This is a genomic window from Rhodobacteraceae bacterium M385, assembly GCA_025141835.1.
In the GTDB taxonomy this organism is placed as follows: Bacteria; Pseudomonadota; Alphaproteobacteria; order Rhodobacterales; family Rhodobacteraceae; genus Gymnodinialimonas.
Genome location: CP081102.1, coordinates 398,218 through 424,035, shown reverse-complemented (window position 1 = coordinate 424,035; position 25,818 = coordinate 398,218). Strand labels below are relative to the sequence as shown.

The window sequence follows — 25,818 nt, the reverse complement described above, 5'->3', positions numbered from 1 at the left end:
TCTACGTAAAAACCGTGCCCGGCGCGATCCTTGCTCCCAATAGCCAGTCTTTCGTATCCATCGCGCCCTTGCCTTCGGGTTGGACACGGGTGATTTCTACCGCCCCTTCGCCACAGGCGATCGTCAGCCCATTCAGTACCGTACCAGCCGCGCCCGCGCCGTCCGCGACACGGCTTTGCAGCAGCTTCAACCGCTTGCCGCCCGCCATTGTCCAAGCACCGGGAAAGGGCGACAGGCCAAGGATCTGCTTATTGATATGGGGGGCCGGAAGGCTCCAATCCACCTTTGCTTCGGATTTATCAATCTTTGCAGCATAGGTGACACCGTCCTCGGGCTGCACTTCGGCGGTCAAATCGTCCAACTGCGCCAGAGCCTTCACAATGGTGCTGGCACCAAGAGCGGATAGGCGGTCGTGTAATGCGCCCGTCGTCTCTTCCGGCCCGATGGGGGTTTCTTGGCTCAGCAGAACCGGGCCAGTGTCCAAACCTGCCTCCATTTGCATGATGCAAATGCCTGTATGGCTATCGCCCGCCATAATTGCGCGGTGGATCGGCGCGGCGCCGCGCCAACGGGGCAACAAAGATGCGTGGATATTCAGACATCCGCGCCGGGGCGCATCCAGCACCGCTTGCGGCAGGATCAACCCATAAGCCACAACCACAGCGACATCGGCGTTAAGCGCGGCGAAATCTGCCTGCGCCTCTGCGCCCTTCAAGGACACCGGATGACGGACGGACAATCCAAGCGCTTCGGCCCGCGCTTGCACCGGGCTGGGACGATCCTTCTTGCCCCGTCCCGCCGGGCGCGGCGGTTGAGAATAAACGGCGGCAATGTCGTGGCCCGCGTCCACCAAGGCATCCAGCACCGGAACCGAGAACTCGGGCGTGCCCATAAAAACGATCCGCATCACGCGCCCCTCCGAGATTTCTTGACCAGCATTTCCCGCTTCACACGGCTTAAGTGGTCTACGTACATCTTGCCCGCAAGATGGTCGATCTGGTGCTGTACCGAGGTTGCCCAGAGGCCGACGAACTCCTGCCGTACCCGCATCCCCATATGGTCGGTGAAAGCTACCGTAACCCGCGCAGGGCGGGTGATCTGAGCGCTGACGCCGGGCAGATTGGGGGAAGCCTCTGGGTAAGTATTCAAATCATCCGAGGCGCTTACAAGCTCGGGATCAGCCATGCGGATCGCCTGACCGCGAATGTCGCTGGCGTCCACCACGGCGAGCCTTAGCATCACGCCAATTTGCGGCGCCGCAAGGCCGACGCCGGGCATGGCGTCCATGGTCTCGATCATGTCTTGCCAGATATCGCGGTGCACGTCGGTGACGGTGCCGACGGTCTCAGCCACGGTGCGCAGGCGCTTGTCTGGATAGGGGATAAAGGGCCTAACCGGCATAGGTCGCCTCCAGTTCCGCGCGGGCCTCGGGCGATTGATGGTCGAAGATCACCCGGCCATCAAGGTGGTCAAACTCGTGCTGGATGCACCGGCCAAGAATACCCGTGAAGGTCGCTTCCTCGCGCGTGCCCTCTACCGTGTCCCACGCCAAGGTAATCGCGGCGGGCCGTGTCACCGCCATGGGAAGGTCAGGGATGGAAAGGCACTGCTCCTCCATCGTGCCGATGTCCTCGCTGCGCTGCTGCAACGTCGGGTTGATGAACACGCGCGGATCATACGCGCCTTCTTTCCAACTCACATCCACCACGAACACACGAAACAAAACGCCGATCTGCGGCGCGGCAAGCCCGCGACCGTTGGCGGCGTACATCGTGTCAAACAAGTCTTGGATCAATTCAGACGGCGGCGCATCCACGGGGACACAAACCTTGGCCAACCGAGGGTCAGGCCACAGCAGAACCGGCCTGACGCTCACGCGATATCGCGCGCGCGGTCGCGCTTCAACTTCACCATCTTGCGGGTGATCAACTGGCGCTTCAGCCCGCTCAAATAATCGATGAACAGCTTCCCTTCGAGGTGGTCTATCTCGTGCTGCACGCAGGTCGCCCAGAGCCCATCAAATGTCTCTTCCTGCTCCGCCCCATTCAGGTCCATCCAACGCACGGTCACGGCCTCGGGCCGCGTCACATCCGCATAAACATCGGGGATCGACAGACAGCCCTCATCATAGGTGTTTGTCTCATCCGACGCCGCCACGACTTGCGGGTTCACCATCACCAAGGGCCGGGGCACCGCATCGTCCCCCTTCTCGCAATCCAACACGATCAACCGTGACCCAATGCCCACTTGCGGCGCGGCCAGACCGATGCCCGGCGCCTCATACATCGTCGTCAGCATGTTGTCGGCCAATGCCCGCAACTTGTCCGAGACATCGTCTACGGGAGCGGCCACCTTTTTCAGGCGTGGGTCGGGATGGATCAAAATCGGAAGCTTCATGGCCGCCCGTTTAAGCGAAACCACTCTTCCATGAAAGACCCCAGCTTTCCTCGTTCTTCAAATATCCCCGCCGGAGGCTCCCTCCCTCTGCCCAAAGCGCCACTCAGGTGCGGTATGCCCCTTGCAGCCCATCCACCAAACGGTAGGTTCCCTTCCAGCACCTTCCAAGGAGAGACCCCCCATGTCATTTGACGAAATTATCGACCGCCGCGGCACCCATTGCGTAAAATGGGACATGATGGAGACCCTTTATGGCGTCTCCGCAGAAGATGGCATTTCGATGTGGGTCGCCGACATGGATTTTCGCCCGCCCCAATGCGTTCAAGATGCCGTGGCCGACATGCACAAGCACGGCATCTATGGCTACTTCGGGGACGACAGCAAGTATCGCGCTGCGATCTGCTGGTGGATGCAGGAGCGTCACAACTGGACCGTTGACCCCTCTCACATCTTCTCGACCCATGGGCTCGTGAACGGCACGTCGATGTGCCTTGATGCCTTCACATCCGAGGGCGACGGCGTTGTCCTTTTCACGCCCGTCTACCATGCCTTTGCCAAGGTCATCACCGCCTCGAACCGCGACCTGTGCGAACTGGAGATGCCCATTGTGGACGGGCGCCTTACCTTGGACTTCGACGCGTTTGATGCGCAGATGAAGGGCCACGAGAAAATGCTGGTCCTCTGTTCGCCCCACAACCCCGGCGGACGCGTCTGGACCCGAGAGGAGCTGGAAGGCATCGCCGATTTCGCCAAGCGTCACGACCTGATCCTCGTCTCGGACGAAATCCACCATGATCTGACCATGCCCGGCCAACAGCATATCCCCATGGCCCATATCGACGGGATCGAAGACCGTTTGGTCATGATGACCGCCGCCACCAAGACCTTCAACATTGCTGGCAGCCATATCGGCAACGTCATCATTGCCGATGACAAACTGCGTGAAAAATTCGCCGGACGCATGGCCGCCCTTGGGATGTCGCCGAACTCTTTCGGTCTATTCATGGTCACCGCGGCCTATTCCCCGGAAGGCGCAAAATGGCTCGATGAATTGCGCGAATACTTGGCAGAGAACGCACGTATCTTTGATGAAGGGATCAACGCGATCCCCGGCCTGCGCTCCATGGTATTGGAGTCCACCTATCTGGCTTGGGTCGATTTCGAGGGCACCGGGATGAGCAAGGATGAATTTACCGCCCGCGTGCAGGACACCGCCAAGATCGCCGCCAACTATGGGCCAACCTTCGGCAAAGGTGGCGATAGCTTCCTGCGCTTCAACATCGCCGCGCCGCGCTCGGTGATCAAGGAAGCCGTCGCGCGGATGCAGGCGGCGTTCAGCGACCTGCAATAATCTCAATAGTCAAAAACAAGTTCTCAGCCCCGCTGCTCGAATGCCCGAGCGGTGGGGCTTTTTCGTGCCTCAGCTCCTACATTCGGATCAATGCGCGAGAGCCTCCGCAATCCAGGCCTCAGCCTGCGCCAAATCCTCGGGCGTGTTCACGTTGAAAAACATTGGCGGGCGGGCGTCGGCGAAATCCACATGGGCCACTTGGTGTCCCATTGCCCAAGCGGTGACCTTGCGGCCGCCCCCCCGCAAGAACGCCTCCAGATCGTGAGCCAAGGACACATCCCACAACGCCGTTGTCCCATGCACGCCGTCGGCGGTTCGGGCCATCACGATGGGTGCCATGGCTGCACTCAACCGCTTGCCCAGGTCGGAAGGCAAGAAAGGCGTATCGACGGCAACGGTCAACACCCGCGCGGCCCCTTGGCTCTGCGCCCAATGCATCGCCGCAAGAACACCGCTCAGCGGGCCGAGGCCGGGTAAAGAGTCCGTGACGATAGGATAATCATCGAAGGGCTCAGGCGCGTTTATGGCCAAGGCATTCACCTGCGGCGCGATGCGTTCCGCCACATGCCGCCACATAGGCTTCTGCGCCAAAAGCACATGGGCCTTGCCGCCGCCGATGCGCCGCCCCTGACCGCCGGCCAGAACCACGGCAGAGATATTTGCGCCACCTGATTGCATCCACCCCTCCGCAGGTCTACCGATAGGCCATCCATCTGACATTCTGGCGTACCATGGCGACTGACACCACCTCGATTCCGGCCCCAAAAATGCGCAGCGCGTTCTGGCGCGGTGTCCGCGACTGCGGACCGTTTATGTTTGTGGCGGGACCTTTCGGGATGTTGTTCGGTGTCATCGCGACCGAGGCCGGTTTGGACCTGCTACAGGTCATGGGGTTCTCTGTGGTCATCATCGCAGGTGCGGCGCAATTCGCAGCCCTGCAACTGATGTTGGACGATGCGCCGACGGCGATCGTGATCTTGTCAGCGGTTGCCGTGAACCTACGCATGGCAATGTATTCCGCGTCCCTTGCGCCCCACCTGGGGGCCGCCCCCCTGTGGCAGAGGGCGCTGATCGGCTACATGAACATCGACCAGACCTATGCGGTCTCGATGCTGAAGTACGAGGCCGAACCGGAAATGTCATTGCCTCAGAAGGTGCTATATTTCTTTGGCACCTGTGTGCCCATCGTGCCGGTTTGGTATGTGATGACGCTGATCGGCGCTTTGTTGGGCCAGTCCATATCCACCGATTGGGGGCTAGAGTTTGCAGTCCCCGTCACCTTCATCGCCCTGGTTGCCCCAGCCCTTCGCACCCCCGCCCATATCGCAGCGGCAGGGGCTTCGGTGGTGCTGGCGCTGGCCTTTGCCGGGCTGCCATACAACCTTGGGCTAATGCCCGCGGGCATCGGCGCCATGATCGTCGGCGCGGAAGTAGAACGCAGGATGGGCCCAAGATGACCCCAGAACTCAGCAACTGGAGCGCCGGAGAAATCTGGCTGATCATTGCCATCCTTGGCGTGGCCACCTTCACCATTCGCCTATCGTTTCTAGGCCTGATTGGCGACCGAGAGCTTCCCGAATGGCTTCTGCGCCACCTGCGCTATACGCCCGTGGCGATCCTGCCCGCCCTTGTGACGCCGCTTGTGGTTTGGCCCGGCTCTACCGGTGGCGCGCTGAGTGCGCCGCACCTTGTCGGAGCGATTGCCGCGATGGGGATCGGCTACTGGCGCAGAAGCCCGATTTGGGCGGTGGCCGCTGGCATGGCGGCGTTTCTGGTGGTGCGGGCGGTTTTATAAGCGCCCCCCGGGCCAAGGCCCGGTCTACGTGGGTGCGGTTTACACGGGCAACGCTGTTGTCTTGAACACCGTCTTTAGCGCGAAACTCGATTGCATCTGCGCCACGCCGGGAAGCCGGGCCAAGTGCTGGCGGTGGATGCGGGCGAAATCCTCGGAATCCCGGGCAACGACCTTCAGCATATAGTCGGCAGACCCCGCCATCAGATGACATTCCAACACGTCTTCAACCCGTGCCACTGCCTTCTCGAAAGCGTCAAAGGTCTCGTCCGACTGCCCTTGCAACTTGATCTCGACAAACACCGTTGTGACACGGCCCACGGCGCGGGGGGACAGCAATGCCACGTAGTCTCGGATCACGCCCGAGGCCTCTAACCGCTGCACCCGGCGGTGGCAGGCCGAGGGCGACAGGTTCACCCGTTCCGACAATTCCGCGTGGGTCATCCGGCCTTGTCGCTGCAATGCCCTCAGAATTGCGACATCCATGTCGTCCAACTCGACCTCTTTGGTGATTCCTCGTGCCATAGGCGCCCTTTTTGCAAGCTTCTTGCGTGTTATCGCTCACATTCGGGCAAAGTTTCAAAGCAATTCCAACGCGACAGGCGCAGTCTCCACCCAGAAAAGCTTGTTTTGGGAGGAACAGCACATGCACATCGGTTGCCCCACGGAAATCAAACCTCAGGAATTTCGCGTCGGGATTACCCCCGCTGCCGCCCGTGAGGCCGTAAGCCACGGCCATCTTGTCACAATGCAGTCGGGCGCGGGCCTTGGTGCAGGCTTCACCGATGACGACTACGTCACGGCGGGTGCGCAGATCGCCGCCACCGCCGAAGAGATTTTCGCCAACGCCGACTTGGTTGTGAAGGTGAAAGAACCGCAAGCGGTGGAACGCGCCATGCTGCGCAAGGGTCAGATCCTGTTCACCTACCTGCATCTTGCCCCTGACCCCGAACAAACCGCTGACCTGCTGAAAAGCGGTGTCACCGCGATTGCGTATGAAACGGTGACGGACCGCAACGGAGGCCTGCCCCTGCTGGCCCCCATGTCCGAAGTCGCCGGGCGGTTGGCCCCTCAGGTCGGGTCGTGGGCGCTGCAAAAAGCGAACGGCGGACGGGGCGTATTGATGGGCGGCGTCCCCGGCGTGGGCCCGGCCGAGGTTCTGGTGATCGGCGGCGGCGTTGTGGGGACACAAGCCGCCCGTGTGGCCGCTGGCATGGGAGCGGATGTGACCATTCTTGATCGCTCTCTCCCTCGCCTGCGCTACCTCGATGACGCCTATCGCGGTACATTCAAAACCCGTTACGCCAGCGCCGATGCTACGGCCGACCTGATTACGCGTGCTGATATGGTGATCGGCGCGGTCTTGATTCCCGGTGCCGCCGCCCCGAAACTGGTCACCAAGGCGCAGCTCTCCACGATGAAACCCGGTGCGGTGATCGTGGACGTGGCGATCGACCAAGGGGGCTGCTTCGAGACCTCCAAAGCCACAACCCACCAAGACCCAATTTATGAGGTAGACGGCGTCGTCCACTACTGCGTTGCCAATATGCCCGGCGCCGTGGCCCGTACCTCTACGCTGGCCCTTGGCAATGCCACGATGCCCTTCATGCTGGCCTTGGCCGACAAAGGGTGGAAGCAAGCCTGCGCCGATGATCCGCACCTGCTGGAAGGGCTCAACACCCACGAAGGCAAACTGACAAATTACCCCGTCGGCGTGGCCTTAGGTCTTGATGTATTGTCGCCGTCCTTGGCGATCAAAGGCTAGCAACAAAAAGGGCCGAGGCATCTCTGCCCCGGCCCCTCTCACACAATGTGCGATACCTTAGCCGCGTGCTTGCAGCGCGTCGCGAATCTCAATCAGAAGCTCTTCCTGGGTCGGACCCTTAGGAGCTTCTGGCACTGCCTGCTCTTCCTTGGCGGCTGCGTCTTTAACGCGGTTCACCATCTTCACCAGCAGGAACACCACAAACGCGATGATCAGGAAGTTGATCACAGCCATGATGAAGGCACCATAAGCGAAGATCGATGCGCCAGCTTCACGCGCAGCTTCAAGCGATGCGCCCGCAGGCACTTCACCCGCCAGAACAGCGTAGTTGTTGGTGAAATCAACACCGCCCGACACGAGGCCGATGATCGGGTTAATAAGATCGCCCACCAAAGAGGTGACAATCGCCGTGAATGCCGCGCCGATGATGATACCGACGGCCATGTCCATCACATTGCCCTTGGCAATGAAATCCTTGAATTCGTTAATCATGTGGTTGTCCCAACCTAGTTCGTTCCTGTTCGCAAGGGATGTTGTTCGTGCGCTTGCGCACAGCTCTCCCTCTCGCGACCGTACAATCGCTGGGGTGGCGTTAACAAACAAGGGGACATATCTGCAAGAAGTTGCATATATGGAGAGTGAATTTCGATGACTTCTATCACCGACCACCCGATCAATACCCGCTGGCCCGCTAAAGATCCGTCCGTGATCCAACTTTATTCCTTCCCCACACCCAATGGGGTGAAGGTCTCCATCGCACTGGAAGAAATGGGCCTCCCCTACGAGGCGCACCGCGTCACCCTGTCTGATGCCGATGTGCGCAGCGAGGCGTTCCTTGCCCTGAACCCCAATAACAAGATCCCCGCCATCATCGACCCCAACGGGCCCGATGGCACCCCGCTAGAGCTTTGGGAATCCGGTGCGATCCTGATCTACCTGGCCGAGAAATCAGGCAAACTGCTTGGCACCAACGCGGCGCAGAAATACGAGATCATCAAATGGGTGATGTTCCAGATGGGCGGCTTGGGCCCCATGCTCGGCCAACTGGGGTACTTCTCCAAGTTTGCCGGTGCCGAAATCGAAGACCCTCGCCCAAAGGAACGCTTCGTGGTCGAGGCCAAACGCCTCCTCGCTGTGCTCGAAAAGCAACTGGCAGACCGGGATTGGATCGCGGGCGAGTTCTCCATCGCCGATATCGCAATCGCCCCTTGGTTGGCCGCGCTGGAATTTTACGGCACCCAAGACGCCGTCGGCTGGAACGACCTTACCCACCTGCCCGCCTACCTGGATCGCTTCCACGCCCGCGAAGCCGTTAAAGTGGGCCGGGTGACACCGCCACGCGAAGGCTGACACCAAAAAAAGGGCGCGCGGATCACCTCCCGCGCGCCCCGAAACCAAAACACCGCCCCATAGCTATCCCGGCAAAGCACCCGTCAAGACATAGCGCAATATCTGCACAACCTGCTCCGGCTCTTCGGCAGTAGCCATCGCCGCTGCATGAACCTCTTTCAACGCGTGCTGATGTTCGGGCATCGACAAAACGATTACGGGCTTCCCCAGCGCACTGGCATATCCCGCGTCAAACGCCGCGTTCCATTGCTTGTACTTTTCGCCAAACCGAACAACGACCACATCGGCCGTCTCAATCCCGTGGCGCGTTCGAATAGCATTCACCTTGGCTCCCTTGTGGTCGTGCCAATACTTGTCCGGCTCCTCCCCCAAAATCGCCACGCCGCAATCGTCGCTCGCCCCATGATCCGTCACCGGGCCCGAAAACGTCACGTCCAGCCCTTCCGCGCCCGTCACGATCCTCTCTCTCCAATCGGTGTGTATCTCACCCGACAAATAGACTTTAAGCGCCATGCCTCGCTCCTTCATCTTGGCCAATACAACTCAAACTCCGCCGCCCCAAACGCGCCGCCTAAGACCCCCAAATTTTTGTACGAAAATTTGCACGCCCGTGACGCCTAAAGCAGCACCGTCTAATTCACCCGCGCAGCACGCCGCCCACGGCTTTAGAAACCTTCGCCACGACCTTGTCCGCAGCGGCGTCGATTTCTTCCTCGGTCAGCGTCTTGTCCTTCGGTTGCATCCGAACGGCGATGGCGATGGATTTATTGCCCTCCCCAAGCGATCCGCCGATGAATTCGTCAAACACGCTCACGTCGGCAATCAGCGCCTTATCTGCTCCCGCAGCCGCATTCACCACGTCCAAAGCGGCCACATCAGCGGGCACGACAAACGCAAAGTCGCGTTCTACCGTTTGCAGATCCGACATCGTCACTGCACCTCGGCTTGCATTGGTGCTGCGTGGCATCGGCACGGCCTCAGGATAGATCGAGAACGCCATTGCCGGGCCTTTAACGCCCATCGCGTCCAGCACCTTTGGGTGGATTTCCCCGTAAACCGCCAGCACCTTCTTTGGACCAAGGCAAATCATCCCGTGGCGACCCGGATGCCACTGCGCCCCCGCGCCACGCAAAATCTGCGCTTTGGCGGGCGCCCCGATGGCGGACAGAACCGCCTCGGCATCGGCTTTCACGTCAAACACATCCACCGCGCGTCGCGCACCGTGGGGGTCGCGGGGGCCAGTGTGGCCGACCAACAGACCTGTCGCGACCAAGTGCTGCTCTCCGGGCTCTCCGCCTTGGAACGCGGCGCCAACCTCGAACAGGGCCATGTCCATCCGACCCCGCGCTTGGTTGCGGGCCGCTGCCTGCAACAGGCCGGGCAGAACCGCGGGCCGCATGTGCGACATCTCAGATGAAATCGGGTTCTCCAGCATCACCCCGTCCGAGCCGCCATCAAACAGCTCTGCGCTGGCCTTGTCGATGAACGAATAGGTCACGCACTCATTATAGCCGAGCGCCGCAATCGTCCGCCGCGCCGCACGTTCGCGCTTTTGCATCGGGGTCAATACGGGCGCTGGCACGCCGGGCTCGCGCGGCAGGGGCTGTGGCTCCAGCTGTGACAGAGACGTGACGCGGGCCACTTCCTCGACCAGATCAGGCTCTCCGTGGACATCGCGTCGCCAACTTGGGACGGCGACTTCCAGCACATCACTTCCCGATACGCCAAAGCCCAAGGCCGTTAAAATCCGCGCCTGCTCCTCGATCGCCACTTCCATGCCGACCAGTGATTTCACCCGGTCCGGGCGCAAAGTGTAGCTGCGTGCCGTATCCAGCGCGGCACCCGCTTCCACCACTTCCGAGGCTTCTCCGCCGCACAGGTCCAACACCATCTGCGTTGCCGCATGTAGGCCGGGACGCGTGTATTCAGGGTCTGCCCCACGCTCAAACCGGTACCGCGCATCCGAGTTAATCTTCAGCGCGCGGCCCGTGTAGGCGATCGCCACCGGGTCCCACCATGCGCTTTCAAGGAAGACGTTCACCGTCCCTTCAGTGCAGCCTGTCTCGGCCCCGCCCATGATGCCCGCGATGCTTTCCACGCCGTTATCGTCGCTGATCACCATCTGACCTGCGCCAAGCGTGTAGCTTTTGTCATCCAGCGCCACGATCTCTTCGCCGCCCGCAGCCTTATGCACCCGCAAATTGCCCGAGACCTTGTCGGCATCGAACACGTGCAAGGGCCGGTTTTGATCGAAGGTGAAATAGTTGGTGATATCCACAAGGGCCGAAATCGGACGCAGACCAATCGCCCGCAGGCGGTCTTGCAGCCATGCGGGGCTGGGGCCGTTCTTCACGCCCTTAATCAATCGCCCGGTGAAATGCGGCGCACTCTCCAACGTGTCTTCGTCAATTGTCACCGTTATGGGCGACGGGAACGTGCCCGCCACTTCGACCGGGTCACTAGGCTTCAACGTGCCAACACCGCGCGCGGACAGATCGCGGGCAATCCCGCGCACGCCAAGGGCGTCTTGACGGTTCGGCGTGATCGCAATCTCGATCACCGGATCGACCTTGGCCGGGTCATTCTCGGCCAGCCAATCGACGAACTTCTGCCCGACCTTGGCGTTCTCCAACTCGATAATGCCGTTATGCTCATCGCTCAGCAGCAGCTCTTTTTCCGAGGCCATCATCCCGAAGCTTTCCACGCCGCGGATTTTGCCCACGCCGATGGTGATATCGAGGCCGGGGATATAATCGCCGGGTTTGGCCAGCACCACGTTGATCCCCGCCCGCGCGTTGGGCGCGCCGCAGATGATCTGTTGCACACCTTCGTCAGTTTCCACCTGACAAATGCGCAGACGATCCGCGTCGGGGTGCTGCTCGGCCGATTGGATATGGGCGATGGTGAAATTCGCCAAGGCCGCCGCGCGGTCCTCCACGCCTTCGACCTCAAGCCCGAGGTCCGTGAGGGCATCGGTGATTTCAGTGACAGTCGCCTCAGTGTCGAGGTGATCTTTCAGCCAGGAGAGGGTGAATTTCATTTTGAATTGTGACCTATGTTCCGAGGTGTTTTTTCATCGCTTTGACCAAGTCAGATCGTGCTTCAATAAAGGCGTTGCGAGGCACTTCTTTCGGCGACATCGCATATTTGAAAGCACGGTCCTCTAAATCGGCGATGTCATTGTTGGCGTAAAGAACCAGCAGCGATCTCGAGTTTGTGTAGCTCAGATGAGTTTCTCTTTTGATTACAGGATCGTCGCCATGCTCGGCACCGAACGCTTCGAGAGAAAGAGCACCTAGATTCGACAGATGACTACGATAAACTTCACGCCGCTCCGCGTGAAGCTGCTCCTCTCGATCAACTTTCTTCTGACCTCTGTAAAATACGAAACCAAGAATGACAGGAATGGCGCCGCCAGTAAGCGTGCCGAGAAAGGGCAAAAGAAGTGAGGCGTAGGTGGCGTCCAGCACCCCTCAAACCCCCGCGTGCGTCGTCGGCACCTGCAGCGCGCCGAACCCGTAGTGGCGCAACCACCGCAGGTCGCTTGCGAAAAAGTCCCGCAAATCCGGGATGCCGTATTTCAGCATCGCAATCCGGTCGATACCCATCCCAAACGCGAAGCCTTGGAATTCGTTCGGGTCGATGCCACCCGCTTTCAACACATGCGGGTGGACCATGCCGCTTCCCAAAATCTCTAGCCAATCGTCGCCCTCGCCGACCTTCACCGTGCCGCCCTCAAAGCTGCACTGAATATCGACCTCGGCGCCCGGCTCCACAAACGGGAAGTGGGACGCGCGGAAGCGGGTTTTGACCTGAACGCCGAAGAAGGCGGAATAGAACTCCTCCAGCACCCATTTCAGGTTCGCCATAGAGATGTCTTTGCCCAACACCAACCCTTCCACCTGATGGAACATCGGCGTGTGGGTCTGGTCGTAATCGGCGCGGTAGACACGACCCGGTGAGATGATGCGGCACGGCGCGCCGTGTTCCTGCATGTAGCGGATCTGCACGGGGCTGGTGTGGGTGCGCAGCACGTGGGGCGGGCGGTTATCGCCCTCGGCCCGGTGAGTGTAGAACGTGTCCATCTCGGCCCGCGCGGGGTGGTGGCCGGGGATGTTGAGCGCGTCGAAGTTGTAGAAGTCGGTTTCGATCTGCGGGCCTTCCGCGACCGAGAAGCCCATATCTGCGAAGATCGCGGTGACTTCTTCCATGACCTGAGACACAGGGTGGATGGTGCCTTGGCGCTGGGGACGGGCGGGCAGCGTCACGTCCAGCCATTCGGCTTTCAGGCGCGCGTCCAGCGCGGCGTCGGCTAGGCCCGCCTTCTTCGCCACGATGGCGGCGTTAACCTCATCCTTCAGGGCATTGAGCGCCGGGCCAGCAACCTGCCGTTCCTCGGGCGTCATTTTGCCGAGCTCTCGCATTTTGAGAGAGATCTCACCCTTCTTGCCAAGGGCCGCGACGCGAAATTCCTCTAGGGTTGCCTCATCCGTGGCCCCACCGATGCGGCCAATCCAGCTGCTTCGCAAGTCGTCCAAGCCGTCCATTTTTCCGCGCTCCTGCCTCAGATTTCTGGGAAAATCCCTAAGCGGGGGGCGGCGGGAATGCAAGCTGGCGGCTGGGGCGTGCCTTATTCCCGCCACATTCTTCCAAAGGGTACTTTGGGAACAAATCGACCTGTATACCCCCAAAGCAAATATCTGATTTAAAATAGAAATAATGGCACTTGTGCCAGGGTCGCGAGCAGACACAAGGAGGCATTCCTGCAACAGATAGGCGGTCTCATCAGACGTAACCGTGTCAAATCATTGACTGAAATGGGGCTTAGCCTCAGTTTCCACCCCAAGTCGGGCAACAAAGCACCGGCAAATATTGGGCAGGTACACGTGAGCATGTTGGTCTCTAGACACTCGAGGGTGATCCCTCGATGCTTGGCTCCCCTTGTGGGAATTGTCGGTGCGGGACAGCGCCGAACACGCGCACTTCGGTGCGGCTGGGTCGCCATATCAACACCTTTCACCCGTGTATCCGTAGCGTATCCAGACGGCGCAACGCTCTTAGGCGCGTCGTCTACACAAACGGAGTATGTTTGATGGCGATCTTTAGAAAACGCATGCAGCAAGACATGGAACACGACGACGCCGGCCAACGTTTGGCCCACGCATCGCGTCGTGCAGATCATTATCGTAAACTGGTCGCGACACCGTCGGTGTTGTTGGCAGCAGGCCTGTTCACCGTCTCCGGTGTGGCCGGTGGCTTCCTTGCGACGGGGCAAACGCCGCGTCCGATGGCCGCCCTTAGCCCAGTTGCCCCCGTGGCGCCTGTCGCCGTAATCCAGCCCGCCGTTGCCCTGCAAGCGGCCCCCGTGGTGGAAGACGTAGCCAACGTGGCCGCGCAAGAACTGCCGCCGGTTCTGGAAGCCGCTTTGGAGTTGTCCGAGGACGCGCCCGAGGAAGAAGAACTGGTATTCACCTCCCTCTCTGTTGATGCAGCGACGGGCCGCGAAGAACGCCGTGCCGCAGCACGCCCCGTTCTGACCGAAGCGCAGGCCGAGATTTGCCGCGAGAACCTGCAAGGCGCCGCTGATCGTCTGTCGGTTCGCTTTTCGGCAGGGTCCACCAATGCAGCGTCGGAAGACATGGACGCCGCCTATTCCTTCGCGGAAGGCGTGGCATCGTGCTCGGGCATCCGGGTCATGGTGCGGGGCCACTCCGACGCCACCGGGGATGAGACGCAGAACCTCCTGCTGTCTTGGGAACGCGCTGAATCGGTGATCGAGGCGATTAGCGCCGCAGGTCACGACACCACTTATTATGAGCCCATCGGCTTCGGGTCTCGCCAACTTCTGGCAGACACGCCCGCCGAGCAAGCCGAAGCCCTAAGCCGCCGCGTCGAATTCGCCGTCGTGGCCCTGCGCCAGTAACCTGAAAGGTAACGAACCATGCCCGTATTCATGAACTTGCTGCTGGTCCTTCTGTTGATTAGCTCGGCTGGCGTTGGCGGCTACCTTCTTGCCCGCGCCCATTTCACCGCCACGATCGCAAACCGCGTCATGGCCTACCAAGCCCGCCTTGCCCGGTCCCAACGGGACGCAAAGCAGGCCCACAAAGATGTGGCCCGTCTGGAAGTTGAAGTGGCGACGCTGAACGAAGACCTCACCCGCACCCGGGAACGGGTCGGCCGTTACGAAGGCGCATTGTTTGAAGGCTATCCAACCAGCGACATTGATCTGCAAGCCGCAAGCGCGTCGGTTAGCGAAGCCACAACACAGCAACAGGCGGAAGCCTTTGTGCAGCGCGTCCAAGGCGCAAGCGACTTTGACCGTGCCGGCGACCAAGACGTTGCCCCCGTGGCACAGCGCCGAGGACTGGAGCAGATGAGCCGCGCGATCGCCTAACGATAAGTCCGGCGTGCCGTGAAAGCGGCCGCCGCCACTACCAAGATCACAAAGAAAAACCCCGCGGCGCCTTGTCGGTGCCGCGGGGTTTTTGTCTTTCCTCAGAGAGGGAAGCGCTTAAAGCGCTGCCTTCGCCTGATCTACGATTGCGCCGAACGCATCGGGCTCGTGCACGGCCAGATCGGCCAGAACCTTACGGTCCACCTCGATACCGGCTTTCGCCAGACCGTTGATGAAGCGCGAGTATGTCAGCGCTTCGTCGTGGGAACGCACGGCGGCGTTGATCCGCTGGATCCACAGCGCACGGAATTGGCGCTTGCGGGCCTTCCGGTCACGTGTTGCGTATTGGTTCGCCTTATCGACGGCCTGTGTCGCAGTGCGGAAGTTCGTCGAGCGCGCGCCATAATAACCTTTGGCTGCGTCGATGACTTTCTTGTGGCGACGATGAGTGACGGTTCCACCTTTGGTACGGGACATATCCGGGCCTCCTTAGCGGTCGTATGGCATGTAGGATTTGGCGATCTTGGTGTCAGGAGCGGAGAGTTCGCTCATCCCACGTGCGTTACGAAGAAACTTGTTCGTCCGCTTGATCATCCCGTGCTGTTTACCAGCTTGCGCGGCCATCACCTTACCGGTGCCCGTCACTTTAAAGCGCTTCTTCGCGCTCGACTTTGTCTTCATCTTCGGCATTTCCAACTCCTGTCTTGTTCGAGTGGTTCAGGCGCGCGTCGGCATGCCGTTTGTGGCCGGACGCACCGTAGGAAGCGGTCATTTAGGACGAAGTCCGCTTTCGTGCAAGACAAAAGCCTTCTGCCAGGGGCGAAATCAACTTTTTCGCCACACTCGCAGATCTGGCCTAGTTCAGCACCCGTGCCGCGACGGTGATAAAGGCGTTGGGGATATCCACCGCCTGCAAGCCGTCCGGCTCGTTCATATGCACATAGACGCCAAGGCCAATGGCGATCGCAAACGAGGTCAACGCCACAAACGGCCAGCGCTTCATCGTCCAGGCCGCAACGATGGACGAGAGCGACAAGATCCCGACCAAGGTTGCAATCACCAGAAGAATATCTGCGCTGACGGGAACAGTCATTCCAGCTCGGACGCGAAAATCAGACGCTCATCACAAGGGGCGATTCGCAGGATGTTGGTGGAGCCCGATTGCCCGAAAGGCACGCCCGCTGTCACAACGATCTGGTCGTCCTTCTCGGCCAACCCCTCAGAAGTAGCCGCACGCACCGCGTTGATGACCGCTTCCTTAAAGCGGCCAACGGTGCCGACTTTCACGCAATGGCAGCCCCAGGTCAGGCACATCCGCCGTGCAGTAGCTTGCCGCGATGTCAGGGCAAGGATTGGCACATTGGGACGCTCACGCGCTGTCAGCGCCGCGGTGGAGCCGGATTCCGAGAAGCAACAGATCAATTTAATGTTCGTCGTTTCAGCGATTTCACGGGCGGCGGACACGATAGCGTCTGCCACTGTCTCTTTCTCGCCGCCACGGCTGGCCTCAATCACTTCGCGGTAGGTGGTGTCATTCTCGACCTCAACCGCCACGTTGTTCATCGTGGTCACGGCCTCGATCGGGAAATCGCCTGCGGCGGATTCGGCGCTGAGCATGATGGCGTCAGCGCCTTCATAGATCGCGGCCGCCACGTCCGAGACTTCGGCGCGAGTGGGCATAGGCGATTCAATCATGCTTTCCAGCATCTGTGTCGCCACGATCACCGGCTTGGCCGCGTGGCGGCATTTGCGCACCAGACGTTTCTGGATCGGCGGCACGTTCTGAACCGGAAGCTCTACCCCCAGATCGCCACGAGCAACCATGATGCCGTCAGAAGCATCAAGGATTTCGTCAAAGTTTTTCACCGCCGAGGGTTTCTCGATCTTCGACAGGATCGCCGCACGGCCTTTGGCGAGGCTGCGCGCCTCTTCCACGTCTTCCTTGCGCTGCACGAACGACAGCGCCAGCCAATCGACGCCCAATTCGCACACAAATTCGAGGTCTTTGCGGTCCTTCTCGGACAGAGCCGCCAGAGGCAGCACCACGTCAGGCACGTTCACGCCCTTGCGGTTGGAAATCCGCCCGCCCGCGATAACTTCGCAATCGGCGAAATCTTTGCCGCACTTGACGACTTTCACGCGAATCTTGCCGTCGTTGATGAGCAGATGCGCACCCGGCTCCAGGGCGGCGAAAATCTCGGTATGGGGAAGCTGCACACGGGTCGCGTCGCCGGGCGTATCATCAAGGTCCATGCGGAACGATCCGCCAACCTCAAGATCATAGCCTTCGTCATTGTCGAAGACGCCGACGCGCAGCTTGGGGCCCTGAAGGTCCGCAAGGATGGCGATGGGCTGGCCCAGATCCGCTTCGATCTGACGGATGATCCCGTGACGGACTGCAATTTCCGAATGATCGCCGTGAGACATGTTCAGGCGGAACACGTCTGCGCCCGCCTCGTGCAAGGCACGGATCATCTTGTAGTCATCTGACGCAGGGCCAAGGGTTGCTACAATCTTGACGTTACGGTCGCGTTTCATGGCTCTTTCGTCCTCTATCGTACGTTGATCGCCATTTATCAGGCGATGTTTGCGCTATCATTCGCGCCGTTGCCCCGTATTGACGCAAAACGCAGCTTCAAACAACCGGGCAGAGCGCTGGCGTTTGGCCGCAGTCCGTTTTACCCGTGGGGTCTCGCAAGTTTGGATGAAGATTGAATGACGGACGCAGTGGAGATTTTCGGCGCAGAACACGGCGGGCGGTGGGTTGTGACCTGCGACCACGCCAGCAATCGGGTGCCCGACGACGTGGCAGGCGGCGATCTTGGCCTTCCGCCCGAAGATATGGCCCGTCACATCGCCTATGATGTGGGCGCATTGGGCGTGGCGAAGGCGATGGGTGAGGCGCTGTCCGCCCCTGTCGTGGCATCGCGGTTTTCTCGGTTGGTGATCGACCCGAACCGGGGCGAAAATGATCCAACGCTTTTGATGCAAATCTACGACGGCTCAATCATTCCCGCCAATCGCGGTGCATCTGAGACGGAGTTAGAGCGGCGCCTAGATCGATTTCATCGCCCCTATCACGCGGCACTGACAGAAGTAATTGCCGCACGCGATAAGCCTTTGATCGTGTCGATCCACAGCTTCACACCGCAACTACGCGGGCGCGAACCGCGGCCCTGGCACGTGGCGGTGCTTTACGCGAGCGACACGCGGCTGGCCTATCCGTTTCTGGCGCGGCTGCGCGACGAGGATGACCTGTGCGTGGGCGACAATGAGCCCTACGTCGGCCATCTGCCCGGCGACGCGTTGGACCGCCACGCTGTGAAAACGGGGCATGTGCATGTGTTGATCGAAGTGCGTAACGATCTGATTGAAAAAGAAGAAGATCAGGTCGCATGGGGCGCGCGTTTGGCCGCGCATCTTGAAGCCACCGTGCGCAGTGCTGATCTATGACGGAAAGAACAGGAGTGATGATATGAGCGAGCCTACCACCACCGAGCTAGAAGCCGCCGCCTTCCGCCGCCTGTTGGCGCATCTGGACAGCCGCAAGGATGTGCAGAACATCGACATGATGAACCTGACGGGGTTTTGCCGGAACTGCCTGAGCCGTTGGTACCAGGAAGAGGCCGCAGAGCGCGGCGTCGAGATGGATAAGGATGCGGCCAGGGAAATTGTGTACGGGATGCCCTTTGCCGAGTGGAAAGCGAAGTACCAGCTCGACGCCACTGATGCGCAAAAGGCGGCGTTTGAGGTGAACAAGCCCGATCACTGAAGGCGGGAACGGCGGGGGATTTCATCCCCCGGACCCCCTGAGAGTTGTAAAGCCAAGATGAAGGAGCGGGTGCGCTCAGGCGGCTTTCTGGGCCGCTTCTGTGCGCAGGAAGGCGGGCCTATTTGCGGTGCTGAGTTCGGGGACATGGGTGTAGCCGCCCGTATCAAATTCGAGAATTTGGGAAGCGGCGTTGAGGCGGCGTTCCTGAATGAAACGCGCCATCGCGCCACGGGCTTTTTTGGCGAAGAAGCTGACGATTTTGGGGCCGCCGGGTTTTTCCTCGTAGAATTGCGGGGTGATGATGTTGAGCTTGAGAGCTTTTTCATCGACCGCAGAGAAATATTCCACCGAGGCGCAGTTGATAAGCGTGTCGGTTTGCACGGCTTGGGCTTGAGCGTACAGCGCCTCGGACAAGCGGGGACCCCAGTAGGCATAGAGAGAGGGGCCTTTACGGGTTTTCAGGCGGCTGCCCATTTCCAGCCGGTAGGGCTTGATCGCATCGAGCGGGCGCAGCAGGCCGTAGAGGCCGGACAGGATGCGCAGGTGGTCTTGGGCGTAGGTGAGCGTATCAGCGTCGAGGCTCGTGGCCTCTAGCCCCGTGTAGGTATCACCCGCGAAGGCCAGAGCGGCAGGGCGGGTTTCCTCGGCATCGGTCTCGAACGCTTTGAAACGGTCGGCGTTGAGTTTCGCGAGATCGGCGCTGATGTCCATCAGTTTGCGCAGGTCCGCTTGGCTGAGGCGCTTCGCGGCACGCGCCAAAGTCACGGCGTCATCCATGAAATCGGGCGTGGTTGTCTGCACGTCACGCGCCGCCCAATCGAGGCGCTTGGCGGGGGAAATCACGGTGAGCATGGGCGGGTCTCCTTTGGAGCTTTAGATATAGGCGGAGGACGGCTTTTATCCAGCCTCTCGGAGCACATCGAGGAAGGCATCCCCAAAGCGGTCGATTTGTTTTTCCCCCATACCCGCGATGCGCGAGAGGTCATGGACAGAGGCAGGCTTACGCTCGGCTATTTTGCGCAGGGTGGAGTGGTTTACCGACAGGTATTTGCCCGCCCCATCGTCGCCGCGCATCAGGTCTTGTTGGACCTCCATCAGACGATCAAACACATCGCCCGCGTCGCGGCCCGCAAGGGCGCGCCGGGCGGGGTGGACGGGTTCGGGGGCGTCGCCGGTGATGACCTGTAGAAACGCGGTGCCGTAGCGGTCCAACTTGGTGGCCCCGACACCGGATATGCGGGCCATGTCATCGAGGGTTGCGGGGCGTTTTTCGGCCATCTCGATCAGGGTTTTATCGGTGAAGATCACATAGGCAGGCACGCGGGCATCCTCGGCCAGCGCGCGCCGTTTGGCTTTGAGAGCAGACATTAGCGGCGCGTCTTCCTCGGACACCAGCATCTTCACGGCGGGGCGGCGGGGGGCCTTGGCGATGGTGTCTTTGCGCAGGGTGATGCTTTCCTCGCCGCGCAAAATCGGGCGGGCGGCCTGGGTCATGCGGAAGGCACCGTGCCGTTCTGGATCGGGGCGCACAAGGTCGCGGCCCATCATCTGGCGGAACACGGCCTGCCAGCCGCGCTTGTCGAACTCGGTGCCGATGCCGTAGGTGGACAGGCGATCATGGCCGCGCTGTGTAATCTTGTCGTTCTGCACCCCGAGCAGCACATCAATCAGGTGGCCCGCCCCGAAATATTCGCCTGTGCGCAGCATCACCGACAGCGCCTTTTGCACGGCAACCGAGGCATCGAACAGCTCGGGTGGCTTGGCGCAGAGGTCGCAATTGCCGCAATCCTCGGACGCATCGCCGAAGTAGGACAGCAACACCTTGCGGCGGCATCCCTGCGCTTCAGCCAAGCCAAGCAGCGCGTTGAGGCGGGCGTGATCGGCGGTTTTGCGTTCCGGCGGGGCGAGGCCTTCGTCCACCTGCTGACGGCGGAAACGGATGTCGTCGGGGCCGTAAAGCGTCAGCGTGTCGGCAGGGGCGCCATCACGGCCCGCGCGGCCGATTTCCTGATAATAGCCCTCGATCGACTTGGGCAAATCGGCGTGGGCGACCCAACGGATATCGGGCTTATCGACGCCCATCCCGAAGGCCACGGTCGCGCAGACGATCAACCCATCTTCTTGGTTAAAGCGAGTCTCGACGATGCGGCGATCCTCAGCCTCCATCCCACCGTGGTAGTGGCAGGCGCTGTGGCCTTCGTCGCGCAGCGCTTTGGCCAGCGTTTCTGTCTTGGCGCGGGTGCCGCAATAGACGATGCCCGACTGCCCCTTTCGGGCGGCGGCGAAGGACAGGATCTGTTGGCGCGGCTGGTTCTTGACCTCGAACGCCAACGTCAGGTTGGGGCGGTCAAACCCGTGCAGGAAAACGTCCGGCGCGGCGTCAAAAAGACGCTCGCAAATCTCGGCTCGGGTTTCGGCATCGGCGGTGGCTGTGAAAGCGGCCAGCGGCACGTTGAGGGCGCGGCGCAACGCGCCCAAACGCAGGTAATCAGGGCGGAAATCGTGCCCCCATTGGCTGACGCAATGGGCCTCATCCACGGCGATCATCGACACGCCTGCCCGTGACAACATCCGCTCGGTGCCCGACGACGCCAGCCGTTCCGGCGCGAGGTACAGGAGCTTCAGCGTTCCGGCCTCTAGTCCCGCCCATACGGCATCGGTTTCCTCGGGCGTGTTTCCGGACGTCAAAGCGCCCGCCTCAACCCCTGCTTCGCGCAAGCCCCGCACTTGGTCGCGCATCAGGGCGATCAACGGAGAGATCACCACAGTCACGCCGTCGCGCATCAGCGCAGGCAGTTGAAAGCAAAGGGATTTACCACCACCCGTGGGCATGATCGCCAACACATCCTTGCCCGATGCCACAGCCTCTACGATCTCTGCCTGACCGGGGCGGAAATCATCAAAGCCGAAGGTGGCTTTCAGAAGAGCGCATGTGTCGGGGTGTTCGACCAACATCGTTAGGGGCAGCCTGTCGGTTTTTATATAAATGCTCGGTTCAGGCTGAACGTCCCATATTGAGATTCGGTAAACAAGACCCGGAGCGGCAAGATATTGTGGATTACTCGGCCAATCCGAGCAGGGCTGGTAGATCATCCATGGAACGGAAGACCTGTGCGCCGACCTCTTCCAGCGCACTGCCCCCTTCAGGAGCATAGCCGAAACAGCGCATTCCGGCCCGTTGCGCCCCCAATGCGCCTGCGCCGCTGTCTTCGATCACCACGGCCCGTCCCGGCGCGACGCCCATGTATTTGGCGGCGATGAAAAACAACTCCGGGTCCGGTTTAGACACCCCTAGGGTGTGGGCCGAAAAGCGTTTGCCCTTAAACCGTTGCGCCATACCGGTGTTGCCCAGGGTGATGTCCATTTTCTCATCTGATCCGTTGGACGCGACGCAATACGGCACCCCCGCCGCATCAAGCGCATCCAGCACCGACACTACGCCGGGGATCGGGTCCACGCCTTCGCGTAAACGGGCGTAGGTGGTGGCATAAATGCTGTCGATCCATTCGCGGTCCGTGCCCGGCATGGCCGCCCCCATGGCGCGCACGGAGGCGGCCACTTGGGTCATGCTTTTGCCCACGAACATGCCCATGACCTCGGCCAGTGGCATCTGAATCCCCATGTCAGCGAGCGCATCAGTGATGGTCTGGTTCGACAGCGGCTCGCTATCCACCAGAACGCCATCGCAATCGAAAATAACCAGTTCAGGAGGCATTCAATTACCTGTCATTTTTCAGGAGTGAGATTGTTGTGGCACCGTAACGCCGCTGATCGAGCAGCAAGAAGCCCGCAGGAATGATCGGCGGGGCGTTTTCCTCCCAAACAACCGTTGCGCCGGGGGCGAGCCAGCCTGTCTGCCGGAGGGTTTCCAACGCGGCCTCTCCCAAGCGCTGCCCATAGGGCGGGTCGAGGAACACCAGATCGGCGGGCACCTTGGCCGGCCCCAGATCGGCTACCTCGGTGCGGAACACCTTGGTGATGCCCTGCGCGGAACACAGCGCAATGTTTTCACGTAAAAGCGCCCGAGAGGCCGCGCCGCTATCTACAAAGGTTGCCTGCACAGCGCCCCGGCTAAGCGCTTCCAACCCCAACGCGCCGGTGCCCGCAAACAGGTCGAGCACACGGGCATCGCGCACCAGATCGCCATTGCGGCCATTGGTCAGCAGATTGAACAGGCTTTCGCGCACCCGGTCCGTGGTGGGGCGCAGATGCGCCGCCGCATCGCCAGCGCCCACATCGGCCAGTTTCTTGCCGCGCAAACGGCCGCCAACGATCCTCATGGTGCGGCTCTCATGCTTTTAACAGCGGTTTCAGGTCGCTTTCGGGGTCTGCAATAATCTCAGCGGCGGGAGATTTTCCGGCCTCGATCAAACGCTTGCCAATCATGTAGCCGCGAGGGTCGTTCATGGCATCGACGGCCAGCAACGTGTCACCTGCGTAATACCAATGGGACCGCATCGTGCCGCCATCGCGCACGACCACGCGGTCGTACCCGGTGTTGAGCCCGCCGATTTGCAGTTTCACGTCGTATTGATCCGACCAGAACCACGGGTGCGGCACGTAATCTTCATTCGCACCAAGTATGTTTTTGGCCACCACCTCGGCCTGATCAATCGCGTTTTGAACGCTTTCCAACCGAATGCGGTTGCCCCGGAACGGAAGCGAGGCGCAATCGCCGGCAGCCCAAATACTGGGGTCCGAGGTGCGACCCTGAATGTCGGTGGCTATGCCGTTATCCAGCGTGACGCCCGCCATCTGCGCGGGGCCATCATTGGGGACAATGCCGATCCCGGCAATCACCAGATCGCAGGGAATATCTTCGCCGTTGGCGAGCCGCGCACCGACCACGCGGCCATTGTCGCCGCTCAGGCTTTCCAGCCCTACGCCTTCCAGAATGCGCACGCCGCGGGCGGTGTGAAGGTCGCGGAAGTAGTCGGCGGTTTCAGGTGCCGCGACACGGCCAAGGATACGTGGCGAAGCCTCGATCAAGGTCACGTCCATCCCGCGCTTGCGGGCCACGGCGGCAGCCTCCAGGCCGATGTAGCCGCCGCCCACGATCAAGGCGCGGCGGCCCTCGGTCACCTCGGGCTCCATCTTATCGACGTCGGCCAGCGTCCGCACCACATGGACCCCGCCCAGATCCCCGCCAATGGCCGCAGGCAAGCGGCGCGGGGTAGAGCCTGTGGCAAGAACCAGCGCATCATAAGGCAGCGCTTCGCCGTCCACCGTCACGGTCTTGGCAGACGCATCAATCGCGTCCACGCTGGCCCCCAAACGCAGAGTTATATCGTTGTCGGCATACCACGCCTCTGGCCGCAGAAAGAGCCGCTCTAGCGCCATTTCGCCAAGCAAATAAGCCTTGGACAGCGGAGGACGTTGATAGGGTGGCACAGGTTCATCACCGATGAGCGTAATCGCCCCGTCAAAGCCTTCGGCACGCAGTTTCGCTACGCAAGACGCACCCGCCTGCCCCGCCCCGATGACGATAATCTTATCCATGACGTCTTTTCCCTGCTGGCCCTCAACACCGCAGACCCTATATGCGAGGACATGAAACGTTCAACCACGGGAGACGTACTAATGACACTTTCCACAGGCGACACTCTGCCCAATGCGACCGTTCTGCGCCTTGGCGCCGAAGGCCCCGAACAAGTTCAGATGGACACGCTGACCAAGGGCCGCAAAGTTGCGATCTTCGGCCTTCCGGGCGCTTACACCGGCACTTGCTCTACCGCCCATGTGCCTAGCTTCATCCGGTCGATGGATGGGTTCAAAGCCAAAGGCGTGGACGAGGTTATCTGCCTGTCCGTCAACGATCCCTTCGTGATGGATGCCTGGGGCAAAGACACCGGCGCGACCGATGCGGGTATCGCGATGCTTGGCGATGCGGCGACTGAGTTCACCAAAGCCATCGGCATGAACTGGACGGCGGAAGCCGCGGGCCTGATCGAGCGGTCCCGCCGCTACGCGCTCTATGCGGAAGACGGTGTCGTAAAGGTGCTACACGTCGAAGAAGGCCCCGGCGTTTGCGAGGTCTCCGGCGGTGAATCGCTTCTTGCCGCGATCTGAGACACACAAAGGCCCGCGTCAGAGTTGATCTGGCGCGGGCCTTTTCTTGGGCGTTGGCGAGCAGCGTCAGCCTTCCTGAACCAGCGTCCGGGTGGGGAACGGAATGTCGATCCCGCCCTCATCAAACGCCTCTTTTACCTTGCGTTTGATATCGGCCTGATAGTCCCAGTAATCGCCCTGATTAACCCAAGCACGAACCAAAAAATCCACGCTGGACGAATTGAGGTTGTTCACCTGCACCCATGGAGCGGGCTCGGCGTGGGTGCGGGGATCGGCCTTTAGAACCTTGCGGATAATCGCTTCTGCATCGGCAAGGTTCACGCCGTAGCCGACGCCAAATTCCCACTGCGCGCGACGGGTGCTGTAGCCCGAGTAATTCTTGATCTCACTCCCCCAAACGTCGGAATTAGGCACGAAGACCTGCACGTTCCCGATCGAAGCCAGCTCGGTCATGTTGAGTGAGATGTTCTTAACGGTCCCGGATTCTCCGCCAACCTCGACAAAGTCGCCAATCTTGATGGGGCGGAACATGATAATCATGATCCCCGCCGCCACGTTCGACAGGGTGCCTTGCAGCGCCAGACCAATGGCCAAGCCCGCCGCACCCAACGCCGCCACCACCGAGGTTGTCTGCACACCAAACGTATTCAGCACAAACAGCGCGGCGAATATCAGGATCACATAGCGCGCCATCGTCCCCAAAAACGCGAATAGCGTTATATCGAGGTGCGCGTGCCGTTCCCCAAGGGCAGCGATGCGGCGCCTGACCCAGCTGGCCAGAAAAAACGCGACCAGCAAGATCGCGACGGCAGCCACCACATTGCCAAGGATGCTCGCCATAAATTCGATGGTGAAGATATCGCCAACGGTCGTATCTGCGGCGATTTCATAGTTTAGGATGTCTTCGAGTGTCATGTCGTTCCGT

General features: G+C 60.7%; 31 protein-coding genes. 10 read left to right on the top strand and 21 right to left on the bottom strand.

Features of this window, described 5'->3' with window-relative positions:
• Position 1: 1 nt before the first annotated feature.
• From fmt to def (K3728_02050), 4 genes are read right to left on the bottom strand one after another with little or no spacing between them, the layout of a single operon-like run.
• On the bottom strand, positions 2 to 907 hold the full coding sequence (gene fmt / locus K3728_02065; GenBank protein ID UWQ96054.1) for a methionyl-tRNA formyltransferase: 906 nt from the start codon (positions 905 to 907) through the stop codon (positions 2 to 4).
• Positions 907 to 1,401: a peptide deformylase gene (gene def / locus K3728_02060; protein UWQ96053.1), complete on the bottom strand. Its 495-nt coding sequence runs from the start codon at positions 1,399 to 1,401 to the stop codon at positions 907 to 909. The genes fmt and def (K3728_02060) overlap by 1 nt, the downstream gene beginning before the upstream one ends.
• Positions 1,391 to 1,876 carry a peptide deformylase gene (gene def / locus K3728_02055; protein ID UWQ96052.1) on the bottom strand — a complete coding sequence of 162 codons (486 nt, stop codon included), beginning with the start codon at positions 1,874 to 1,876 and terminating at the stop codon, positions 1,391 to 1,393. Before def (K3728_02055) ends, def (K3728_02060) begins: the two co-directional genes overlap by 11 nt.
• The gene (def, locus tag K3728_02050) at positions 1,873 to 2,397 is read right to left on the bottom strand and encodes a peptide deformylase (protein ID UWQ96051.1); all 525 of its coding nucleotides are present in this window, start codon (positions 2,395 to 2,397) and stop codon (positions 1,873 to 1,875) included. The genes def (K3728_02055) and def (K3728_02050) overlap by 4 nt, the downstream gene beginning before the upstream one ends.
• A 181-nt stretch (positions 2,398 to 2,578) precedes the next feature.
• Here def (K3728_02050) and K3728_02045 point away from each other — a divergent pair, with 181 nt between their 5' ends.
• The gene (locus K3728_02045; GenBank protein ID UWQ96050.1) at positions 2,579 to 3,748 is read left to right on the top strand and encodes a pyridoxal phosphate-dependent aminotransferase; all 1,170 of its coding nucleotides are present in this window, start codon (positions 2,579 to 2,581) and stop codon (positions 3,746 to 3,748) included.
• Between the two features lie 87 nt (positions 3,749 to 3,835).
• Here K3728_02045 and mobA read toward each other — a convergent pair whose 3' ends face one another.
• Positions 3,836 to 4,426: a molybdenum cofactor guanylyltransferase gene (mobA, locus tag K3728_02040; GenBank protein ID UWQ96049.1), complete on the bottom strand. Its 591-nt coding sequence runs from the start codon at positions 4,424 to 4,426 to the stop codon at positions 3,836 to 3,838.
• Between the two features lie 53 nt (positions 4,427 to 4,479).
• Between mobA and K3728_02035 the strand changes: the two genes are divergently transcribed.
• Both K3728_02035 and K3728_02030 read left to right on the top strand, forming a co-directional pair.
• Positions 4,480 to 5,205 carry an AzlC family ABC transporter permease gene (locus K3728_02035; GenBank protein ID UWQ96048.1) on the top strand — a complete coding sequence of 242 codons (726 nt, stop codon included), beginning with the start codon at positions 4,480 to 4,482 and terminating at the stop codon, positions 5,203 to 5,205.
• Complete coding sequence (locus K3728_02030) at positions 5,202 to 5,543, top strand: AzlD domain-containing protein (GenBank protein UWQ96047.1); 342 nt, start codon at positions 5,202 to 5,204, stop codon at positions 5,541 to 5,543. Before K3728_02035 ends, K3728_02030 begins: the two co-directional genes overlap by 4 nt.
• A gap of 39 nt (positions 5,544 to 5,582) precedes the next feature.
• Here the strand turns inward: K3728_02030 and K3728_02025 are convergent, their stop codons facing one another.
• Positions 5,583 to 6,065: an Lrp/AsnC family transcriptional regulator gene (locus K3728_02025; GenBank protein ID UWQ96046.1), complete on the bottom strand. Its 483-nt coding sequence runs from the start codon at positions 6,063 to 6,065 to the stop codon at positions 5,583 to 5,585.
• A 121-nt stretch (positions 6,066 to 6,186) separates the two neighbouring features.
• On the opposite strand from K3728_02025, the gene ald reads away from it, so the two are divergent.
• Positions 6,187 to 7,305: an alanine dehydrogenase gene (gene ald / locus K3728_02020; GenBank protein UWQ96045.1), complete on the top strand. Its 1,119-nt coding sequence runs from the start codon at positions 6,187 to 6,189 to the stop codon at positions 7,303 to 7,305.
• A 57-nt stretch (positions 7,306 to 7,362) separates the two neighbouring features.
• Here ald and mscL read toward each other — a convergent pair whose 3' ends face one another.
• A complete protein-coding gene (mscL, locus tag K3728_02015; protein ID UWQ96044.1) occupies positions 7,363 to 7,797 on the bottom strand; it encodes a large conductance mechanosensitive channel protein MscL in 435 nt (144 codons plus the stop codon).
• 156 nt (positions 7,798 to 7,953) lie between these two features.
• On the opposite strand from mscL, the gene K3728_02010 reads away from it, so the two are divergent.
• On the top strand, positions 7,954 to 8,655 hold the full coding sequence (locus tag K3728_02010; protein ID UWQ96043.1) for a glutathione S-transferase N-terminal domain-containing protein: 702 nt from the start codon (positions 7,954 to 7,956) through the stop codon (positions 8,653 to 8,655).
• A 63-nt stretch (positions 8,656 to 8,718) separates the two neighbouring features.
• Here K3728_02010 and K3728_02005 read toward each other — a convergent pair whose 3' ends face one another.
• From K3728_02005 to pheS, 4 genes are all read right to left on the bottom strand, one after another.
• Positions 8,719 to 9,168 carry a YtoQ family protein gene (locus K3728_02005; GenBank protein ID UWQ96042.1) on the bottom strand — a complete coding sequence of 150 codons (450 nt, stop codon included), beginning with the start codon at positions 9,166 to 9,168 and terminating at the stop codon, positions 8,719 to 8,721.
• Positions 9,169 to 9,292: 124 nt separating this feature from the next.
• Positions 9,293 to 11,695: a phenylalanine--tRNA ligase subunit beta gene (gene pheT, locus K3728_02000; protein UWQ96041.1), complete on the bottom strand. Its 2,403-nt coding sequence runs from the start codon at positions 11,693 to 11,695 to the stop codon at positions 9,293 to 9,295.
• 13 nt (positions 11,696 to 11,708) lie between these two features.
• Positions 11,709 to 12,125, bottom strand: coding sequence for a hypothetical protein (locus K3728_01995; GenBank protein UWQ96040.1), 417 nt, complete (start codon positions 12,123 to 12,125; stop codon positions 11,709 to 11,711).
• 3 nt (positions 12,126 to 12,128) lie between these two features.
• A complete protein-coding gene (gene pheS / locus K3728_01990; protein ID UWQ97411.1) occupies positions 12,129 to 13,193 on the bottom strand; it encodes a phenylalanine--tRNA ligase subunit alpha in 1,065 nt (354 codons plus the stop codon).
• Positions 13,194 to 13,747: 554 nt separating this feature from the next.
• On the opposite strand from pheS, the gene K3728_01985 reads away from it, so the two are divergent.
• Positions 13,748 to 14,578, top strand: a complete 831-nt coding sequence (locus tag K3728_01985) for an OmpA family protein (protein ID UWQ96039.1) — start codon at positions 13,748 to 13,750, stop codon at positions 14,576 to 14,578.
• Between the two features lie 18 nt (positions 14,579 to 14,596).
• The gene (locus tag K3728_01980; protein ID UWQ96038.1) at positions 14,597 to 15,052 is read left to right on the top strand and encodes a hypothetical protein; all 456 of its coding nucleotides are present in this window, start codon (positions 14,597 to 14,599) and stop codon (positions 15,050 to 15,052) included.
• A gap of 117 nt (positions 15,053 to 15,169) precedes the next feature.
• Here the strand turns inward: K3728_01980 and rplT are convergent, their stop codons facing one another.
• The 4 genes from rplT to pyk all read right to left on the bottom strand — a co-directional run bounded on the left by rplT (position 15,170) and on the right by pyk (position 17,590).
• Positions 15,170 to 15,529, bottom strand: a complete 360-nt coding sequence (gene rplT / locus K3728_01975; GenBank protein ID UWQ96037.1) for a 50S ribosomal protein L20 — start codon at positions 15,527 to 15,529, stop codon at positions 15,170 to 15,172.
• Between the two features lie 12 nt (positions 15,530 to 15,541).
• Positions 15,542 to 15,742, bottom strand: coding sequence for a 50S ribosomal protein L35 (gene rpmI / locus K3728_01970; protein UWQ96036.1), 201 nt, complete (start codon positions 15,740 to 15,742; stop codon positions 15,542 to 15,544).
• 166 nt (positions 15,743 to 15,908) lie between these two features.
• On the bottom strand, positions 15,909 to 16,145 hold the full coding sequence (locus tag K3728_01965; GenBank protein UWQ96035.1) for a hypothetical protein: 237 nt from the start codon (positions 16,143 to 16,145) through the stop codon (positions 15,909 to 15,911).
• Entirely contained in the window at positions 16,142 to 17,590 is a 1,449-nt protein-coding gene (gene pyk, locus K3728_01960) for a pyruvate kinase (GenBank protein UWQ96034.1), read from the bottom strand. Before pyk ends, K3728_01965 begins: the two co-directional genes overlap by 4 nt.
• Before the next feature lie 177 nt (positions 17,591 to 17,767).
• On the opposite strand from pyk, the gene K3728_01955 reads away from it, so the two are divergent.
• Positions 17,768 to 18,505: an N-formylglutamate amidohydrolase gene (locus K3728_01955; GenBank protein ID UWQ96033.1), complete on the top strand. Its 738-nt coding sequence runs from the start codon at positions 17,768 to 17,770 to the stop codon at positions 18,503 to 18,505.
• Positions 18,506 to 18,527: 22 nt separating this feature from the next.
• On the top strand, positions 18,528 to 18,824 hold the full coding sequence (locus K3728_01950) for a DUF1244 domain-containing protein (protein ID UWQ96032.1): 297 nt from the start codon (positions 18,528 to 18,530) through the stop codon (positions 18,822 to 18,824).
• 75 nt (positions 18,825 to 18,899) lie between these two features.
• On the opposite strand, the gene yaaA is transcribed toward K3728_01950, so the two are convergent.
• The 5 genes from yaaA to K3728_01925 form a co-directional block, all read right to left on the bottom strand.
• On the bottom strand, positions 18,900 to 19,676 hold the full coding sequence (yaaA, locus tag K3728_01945; GenBank protein ID UWQ96031.1) for a peroxide stress protein YaaA: 777 nt from the start codon (positions 19,674 to 19,676) through the stop codon (positions 18,900 to 18,902).
• Positions 19,677 to 19,721: 45 nt separating this feature from the next.
• On the bottom strand, positions 19,722 to 21,779 hold the full coding sequence (recQ, locus tag K3728_01940; protein UWQ96030.1) for a DNA helicase RecQ: 2,058 nt from the start codon (positions 21,777 to 21,779) through the stop codon (positions 19,722 to 19,724).
• Between the two features lie 103 nt (positions 21,780 to 21,882).
• Complete coding sequence (locus tag K3728_01935; GenBank protein UWQ96029.1) at positions 21,883 to 22,539, bottom strand: HAD family phosphatase; 657 nt, start codon at positions 22,537 to 22,539, stop codon at positions 21,883 to 21,885.
• A 4-nt stretch (positions 22,540 to 22,543) separates the two neighbouring features.
• Positions 22,544 to 23,104, bottom strand: a complete 561-nt coding sequence (gene rsmD / locus K3728_01930) for a 16S rRNA (guanine(966)-N(2))-methyltransferase RsmD (GenBank protein UWQ96028.1) — start codon at positions 23,102 to 23,104, stop codon at positions 22,544 to 22,546.
• Positions 23,105 to 23,114: 10 nt separating this feature from the next.
• Positions 23,115 to 24,323, bottom strand: coding sequence for an FAD-dependent oxidoreductase (locus K3728_01925; GenBank protein ID UWQ96027.1), 1,209 nt, complete (start codon positions 24,321 to 24,323; stop codon positions 23,115 to 23,117).
• 81 nt (positions 24,324 to 24,404) lie between these two features.
• Between K3728_01925 and K3728_01920 the strand changes: the two genes are divergently transcribed.
• Positions 24,405 to 24,893, top strand: a complete 489-nt coding sequence (locus tag K3728_01920) for a peroxiredoxin (protein ID UWQ96026.1) — start codon at positions 24,405 to 24,407, stop codon at positions 24,891 to 24,893.
• A 66-nt stretch (positions 24,894 to 24,959) separates the two neighbouring features.
• On the opposite strand, the gene K3728_01915 is transcribed toward K3728_01920, so the two are convergent.
• Positions 24,960 to 25,808 (bottom strand): mechanosensitive ion channel family protein, encoded by an 849-nt coding sequence (locus K3728_01915; protein UWQ96025.1) that lies wholly within the window; start codon positions 25,806 to 25,808, stop codon positions 24,960 to 24,962.
• Positions 25,809 to 25,818 lie beyond the last annotated feature (10 nt).

What these genes read in the sequence shown, in the direction of transcription:
- K3728_02010 (UWQ96043.1), top strand. Translation starts at nt 7,954, where the DNA reads ATGACTTCTATCACCGACCACCCGATCAATACCCGCTGGCCCGCTAAA.
- pyk (UWQ96034.1), bottom strand. Translation starts at nt 17,590, where the DNA reads ATGAAACGCGACCGTAACGTCAAGATTGTAGCAACCCTTGGCCCTGCG.
- mobA (UWQ96049.1), bottom strand. Translation starts at nt 4,426, where the DNA reads ATGCAATCAGGTGGCGCAAATATCTCTGCCGTGGTTCTGGCCGGCGGT.
- yaaA (UWQ96031.1), bottom strand. Translation starts at nt 19,676, where the DNA reads ATGCTCACCGTGATTTCCCCCGCCAAGCGCCTCGATTGGGCGGCGCGT.
- rplT (UWQ96037.1), bottom strand. Translation starts at nt 15,529, where the DNA reads ATGTCCCGTACCAAAGGTGGAACCGTCACTCATCGTCGCCACAAGAAA.
- K3728_01980 (UWQ96038.1), top strand. Translation starts at nt 14,597, where the DNA reads ATGCCCGTATTCATGAACTTGCTGCTGGTCCTTCTGTTGATTAGCTCG.
- K3728_01920 (UWQ96026.1), top strand. Translation starts at nt 24,405, where the DNA reads ATGACACTTTCCACAGGCGACACTCTGCCCAATGCGACCGTTCTGCGC.
- rpmI (UWQ96036.1), bottom strand. Translation starts at nt 15,742, where the DNA reads ATGCCGAAGATGAAGACAAAGTCGAGCGCGAAGAAGCGCTTTAAAGTG.
- def (UWQ96051.1), bottom strand. Translation starts at nt 2,397, where the DNA reads ATGAAGCTTCCGATTTTGATCCATCCCGACCCACGCCTGAAAAAGGTG.
- K3728_01915 (UWQ96025.1), bottom strand. Translation starts at nt 25,808, where the DNA reads ATGACACTCGAAGACATCCTAAACTATGAAATCGCCGCAGATACGACC.
- K3728_01935 (UWQ96029.1), bottom strand. Translation starts at nt 22,539, where the DNA reads ATGCCTCCTGAACTGGTTATTTTCGATTGCGATGGCGTTCTGGTGGAT.
- recQ (UWQ96030.1), bottom strand. Translation starts at nt 21,779, where the DNA reads ATGTTGGTCGAACACCCCGACACATGCGCTCTTCTGAAAGCCACCTTC.
- fmt (UWQ96054.1), bottom strand. Translation starts at nt 907, where the DNA reads ATGCGGATCGTTTTTATGGGCACGCCCGAGTTCTCGGTTCCGGTGCTG.
- def (UWQ96053.1), bottom strand. Translation starts at nt 1,401, where the DNA reads ATGCCGGTTAGGCCCTTTATCCCCTATCCAGACAAGCGCCTGCGCACC.
- mscL (UWQ96044.1), bottom strand. Translation starts at nt 7,797, where the DNA reads ATGATTAACGAATTCAAGGATTTCATTGCCAAGGGCAATGTGATGGAC.
- K3728_02035 (UWQ96048.1), top strand. Translation starts at nt 4,480, where the DNA reads ATGGCGACTGACACCACCTCGATTCCGGCCCCAAAAATGCGCAGCGCG.
- K3728_01965 (UWQ96035.1), bottom strand. Translation starts at nt 16,145, where the DNA reads ATGACTGTTCCCGTCAGCGCAGATATTCTTCTGGTGATTGCAACCTTG.
- K3728_02025 (UWQ96046.1), bottom strand. Translation starts at nt 6,065, where the DNA reads ATGGCACGAGGAATCACCAAAGAGGTCGAGTTGGACGACATGGATGTC.
- pheT (UWQ96041.1), bottom strand. Translation starts at nt 11,695, where the DNA reads ATGAAATTCACCCTCTCCTGGCTGAAAGATCACCTCGACACTGAGGCG.
- K3728_02030 (UWQ96047.1), top strand. Translation starts at nt 5,202, where the DNA reads ATGACCCCAGAACTCAGCAACTGGAGCGCCGGAGAAATCTGGCTGATC.
- K3728_01925 (UWQ96027.1), bottom strand. Translation starts at nt 24,323, where the DNA reads ATGGATAAGATTATCGTCATCGGGGCGGGGCAGGCGGGTGCGTCTTGC.
- K3728_02045 (UWQ96050.1), top strand. Translation starts at nt 2,579, where the DNA reads ATGTCATTTGACGAAATTATCGACCGCCGCGGCACCCATTGCGTAAAA.
- K3728_01950 (UWQ96032.1), top strand. Translation starts at nt 18,528, where the DNA reads ATGAGCGAGCCTACCACCACCGAGCTAGAAGCCGCCGCCTTCCGCCGC.
- K3728_01985 (UWQ96039.1), top strand. Translation starts at nt 13,748, where the DNA reads ATGGCGATCTTTAGAAAACGCATGCAGCAAGACATGGAACACGACGAC.
- K3728_01955 (UWQ96033.1), top strand. Translation starts at nt 17,768, where the DNA reads ATGACGGACGCAGTGGAGATTTTCGGCGCAGAACACGGCGGGCGGTGG.
- rsmD (UWQ96028.1), bottom strand. Translation starts at nt 23,104, where the DNA reads ATGAGGATCGTTGGCGGCCGTTTGCGCGGCAAGAAACTGGCCGATGTG.
- K3728_02005 (UWQ96042.1), bottom strand. Translation starts at nt 9,168, where the DNA reads ATGGCGCTTAAAGTCTATTTGTCGGGTGAGATACACACCGATTGGAGA.
- ald (UWQ96045.1), top strand. Translation starts at nt 6,187, where the DNA reads ATGCACATCGGTTGCCCCACGGAAATCAAACCTCAGGAATTTCGCGTC.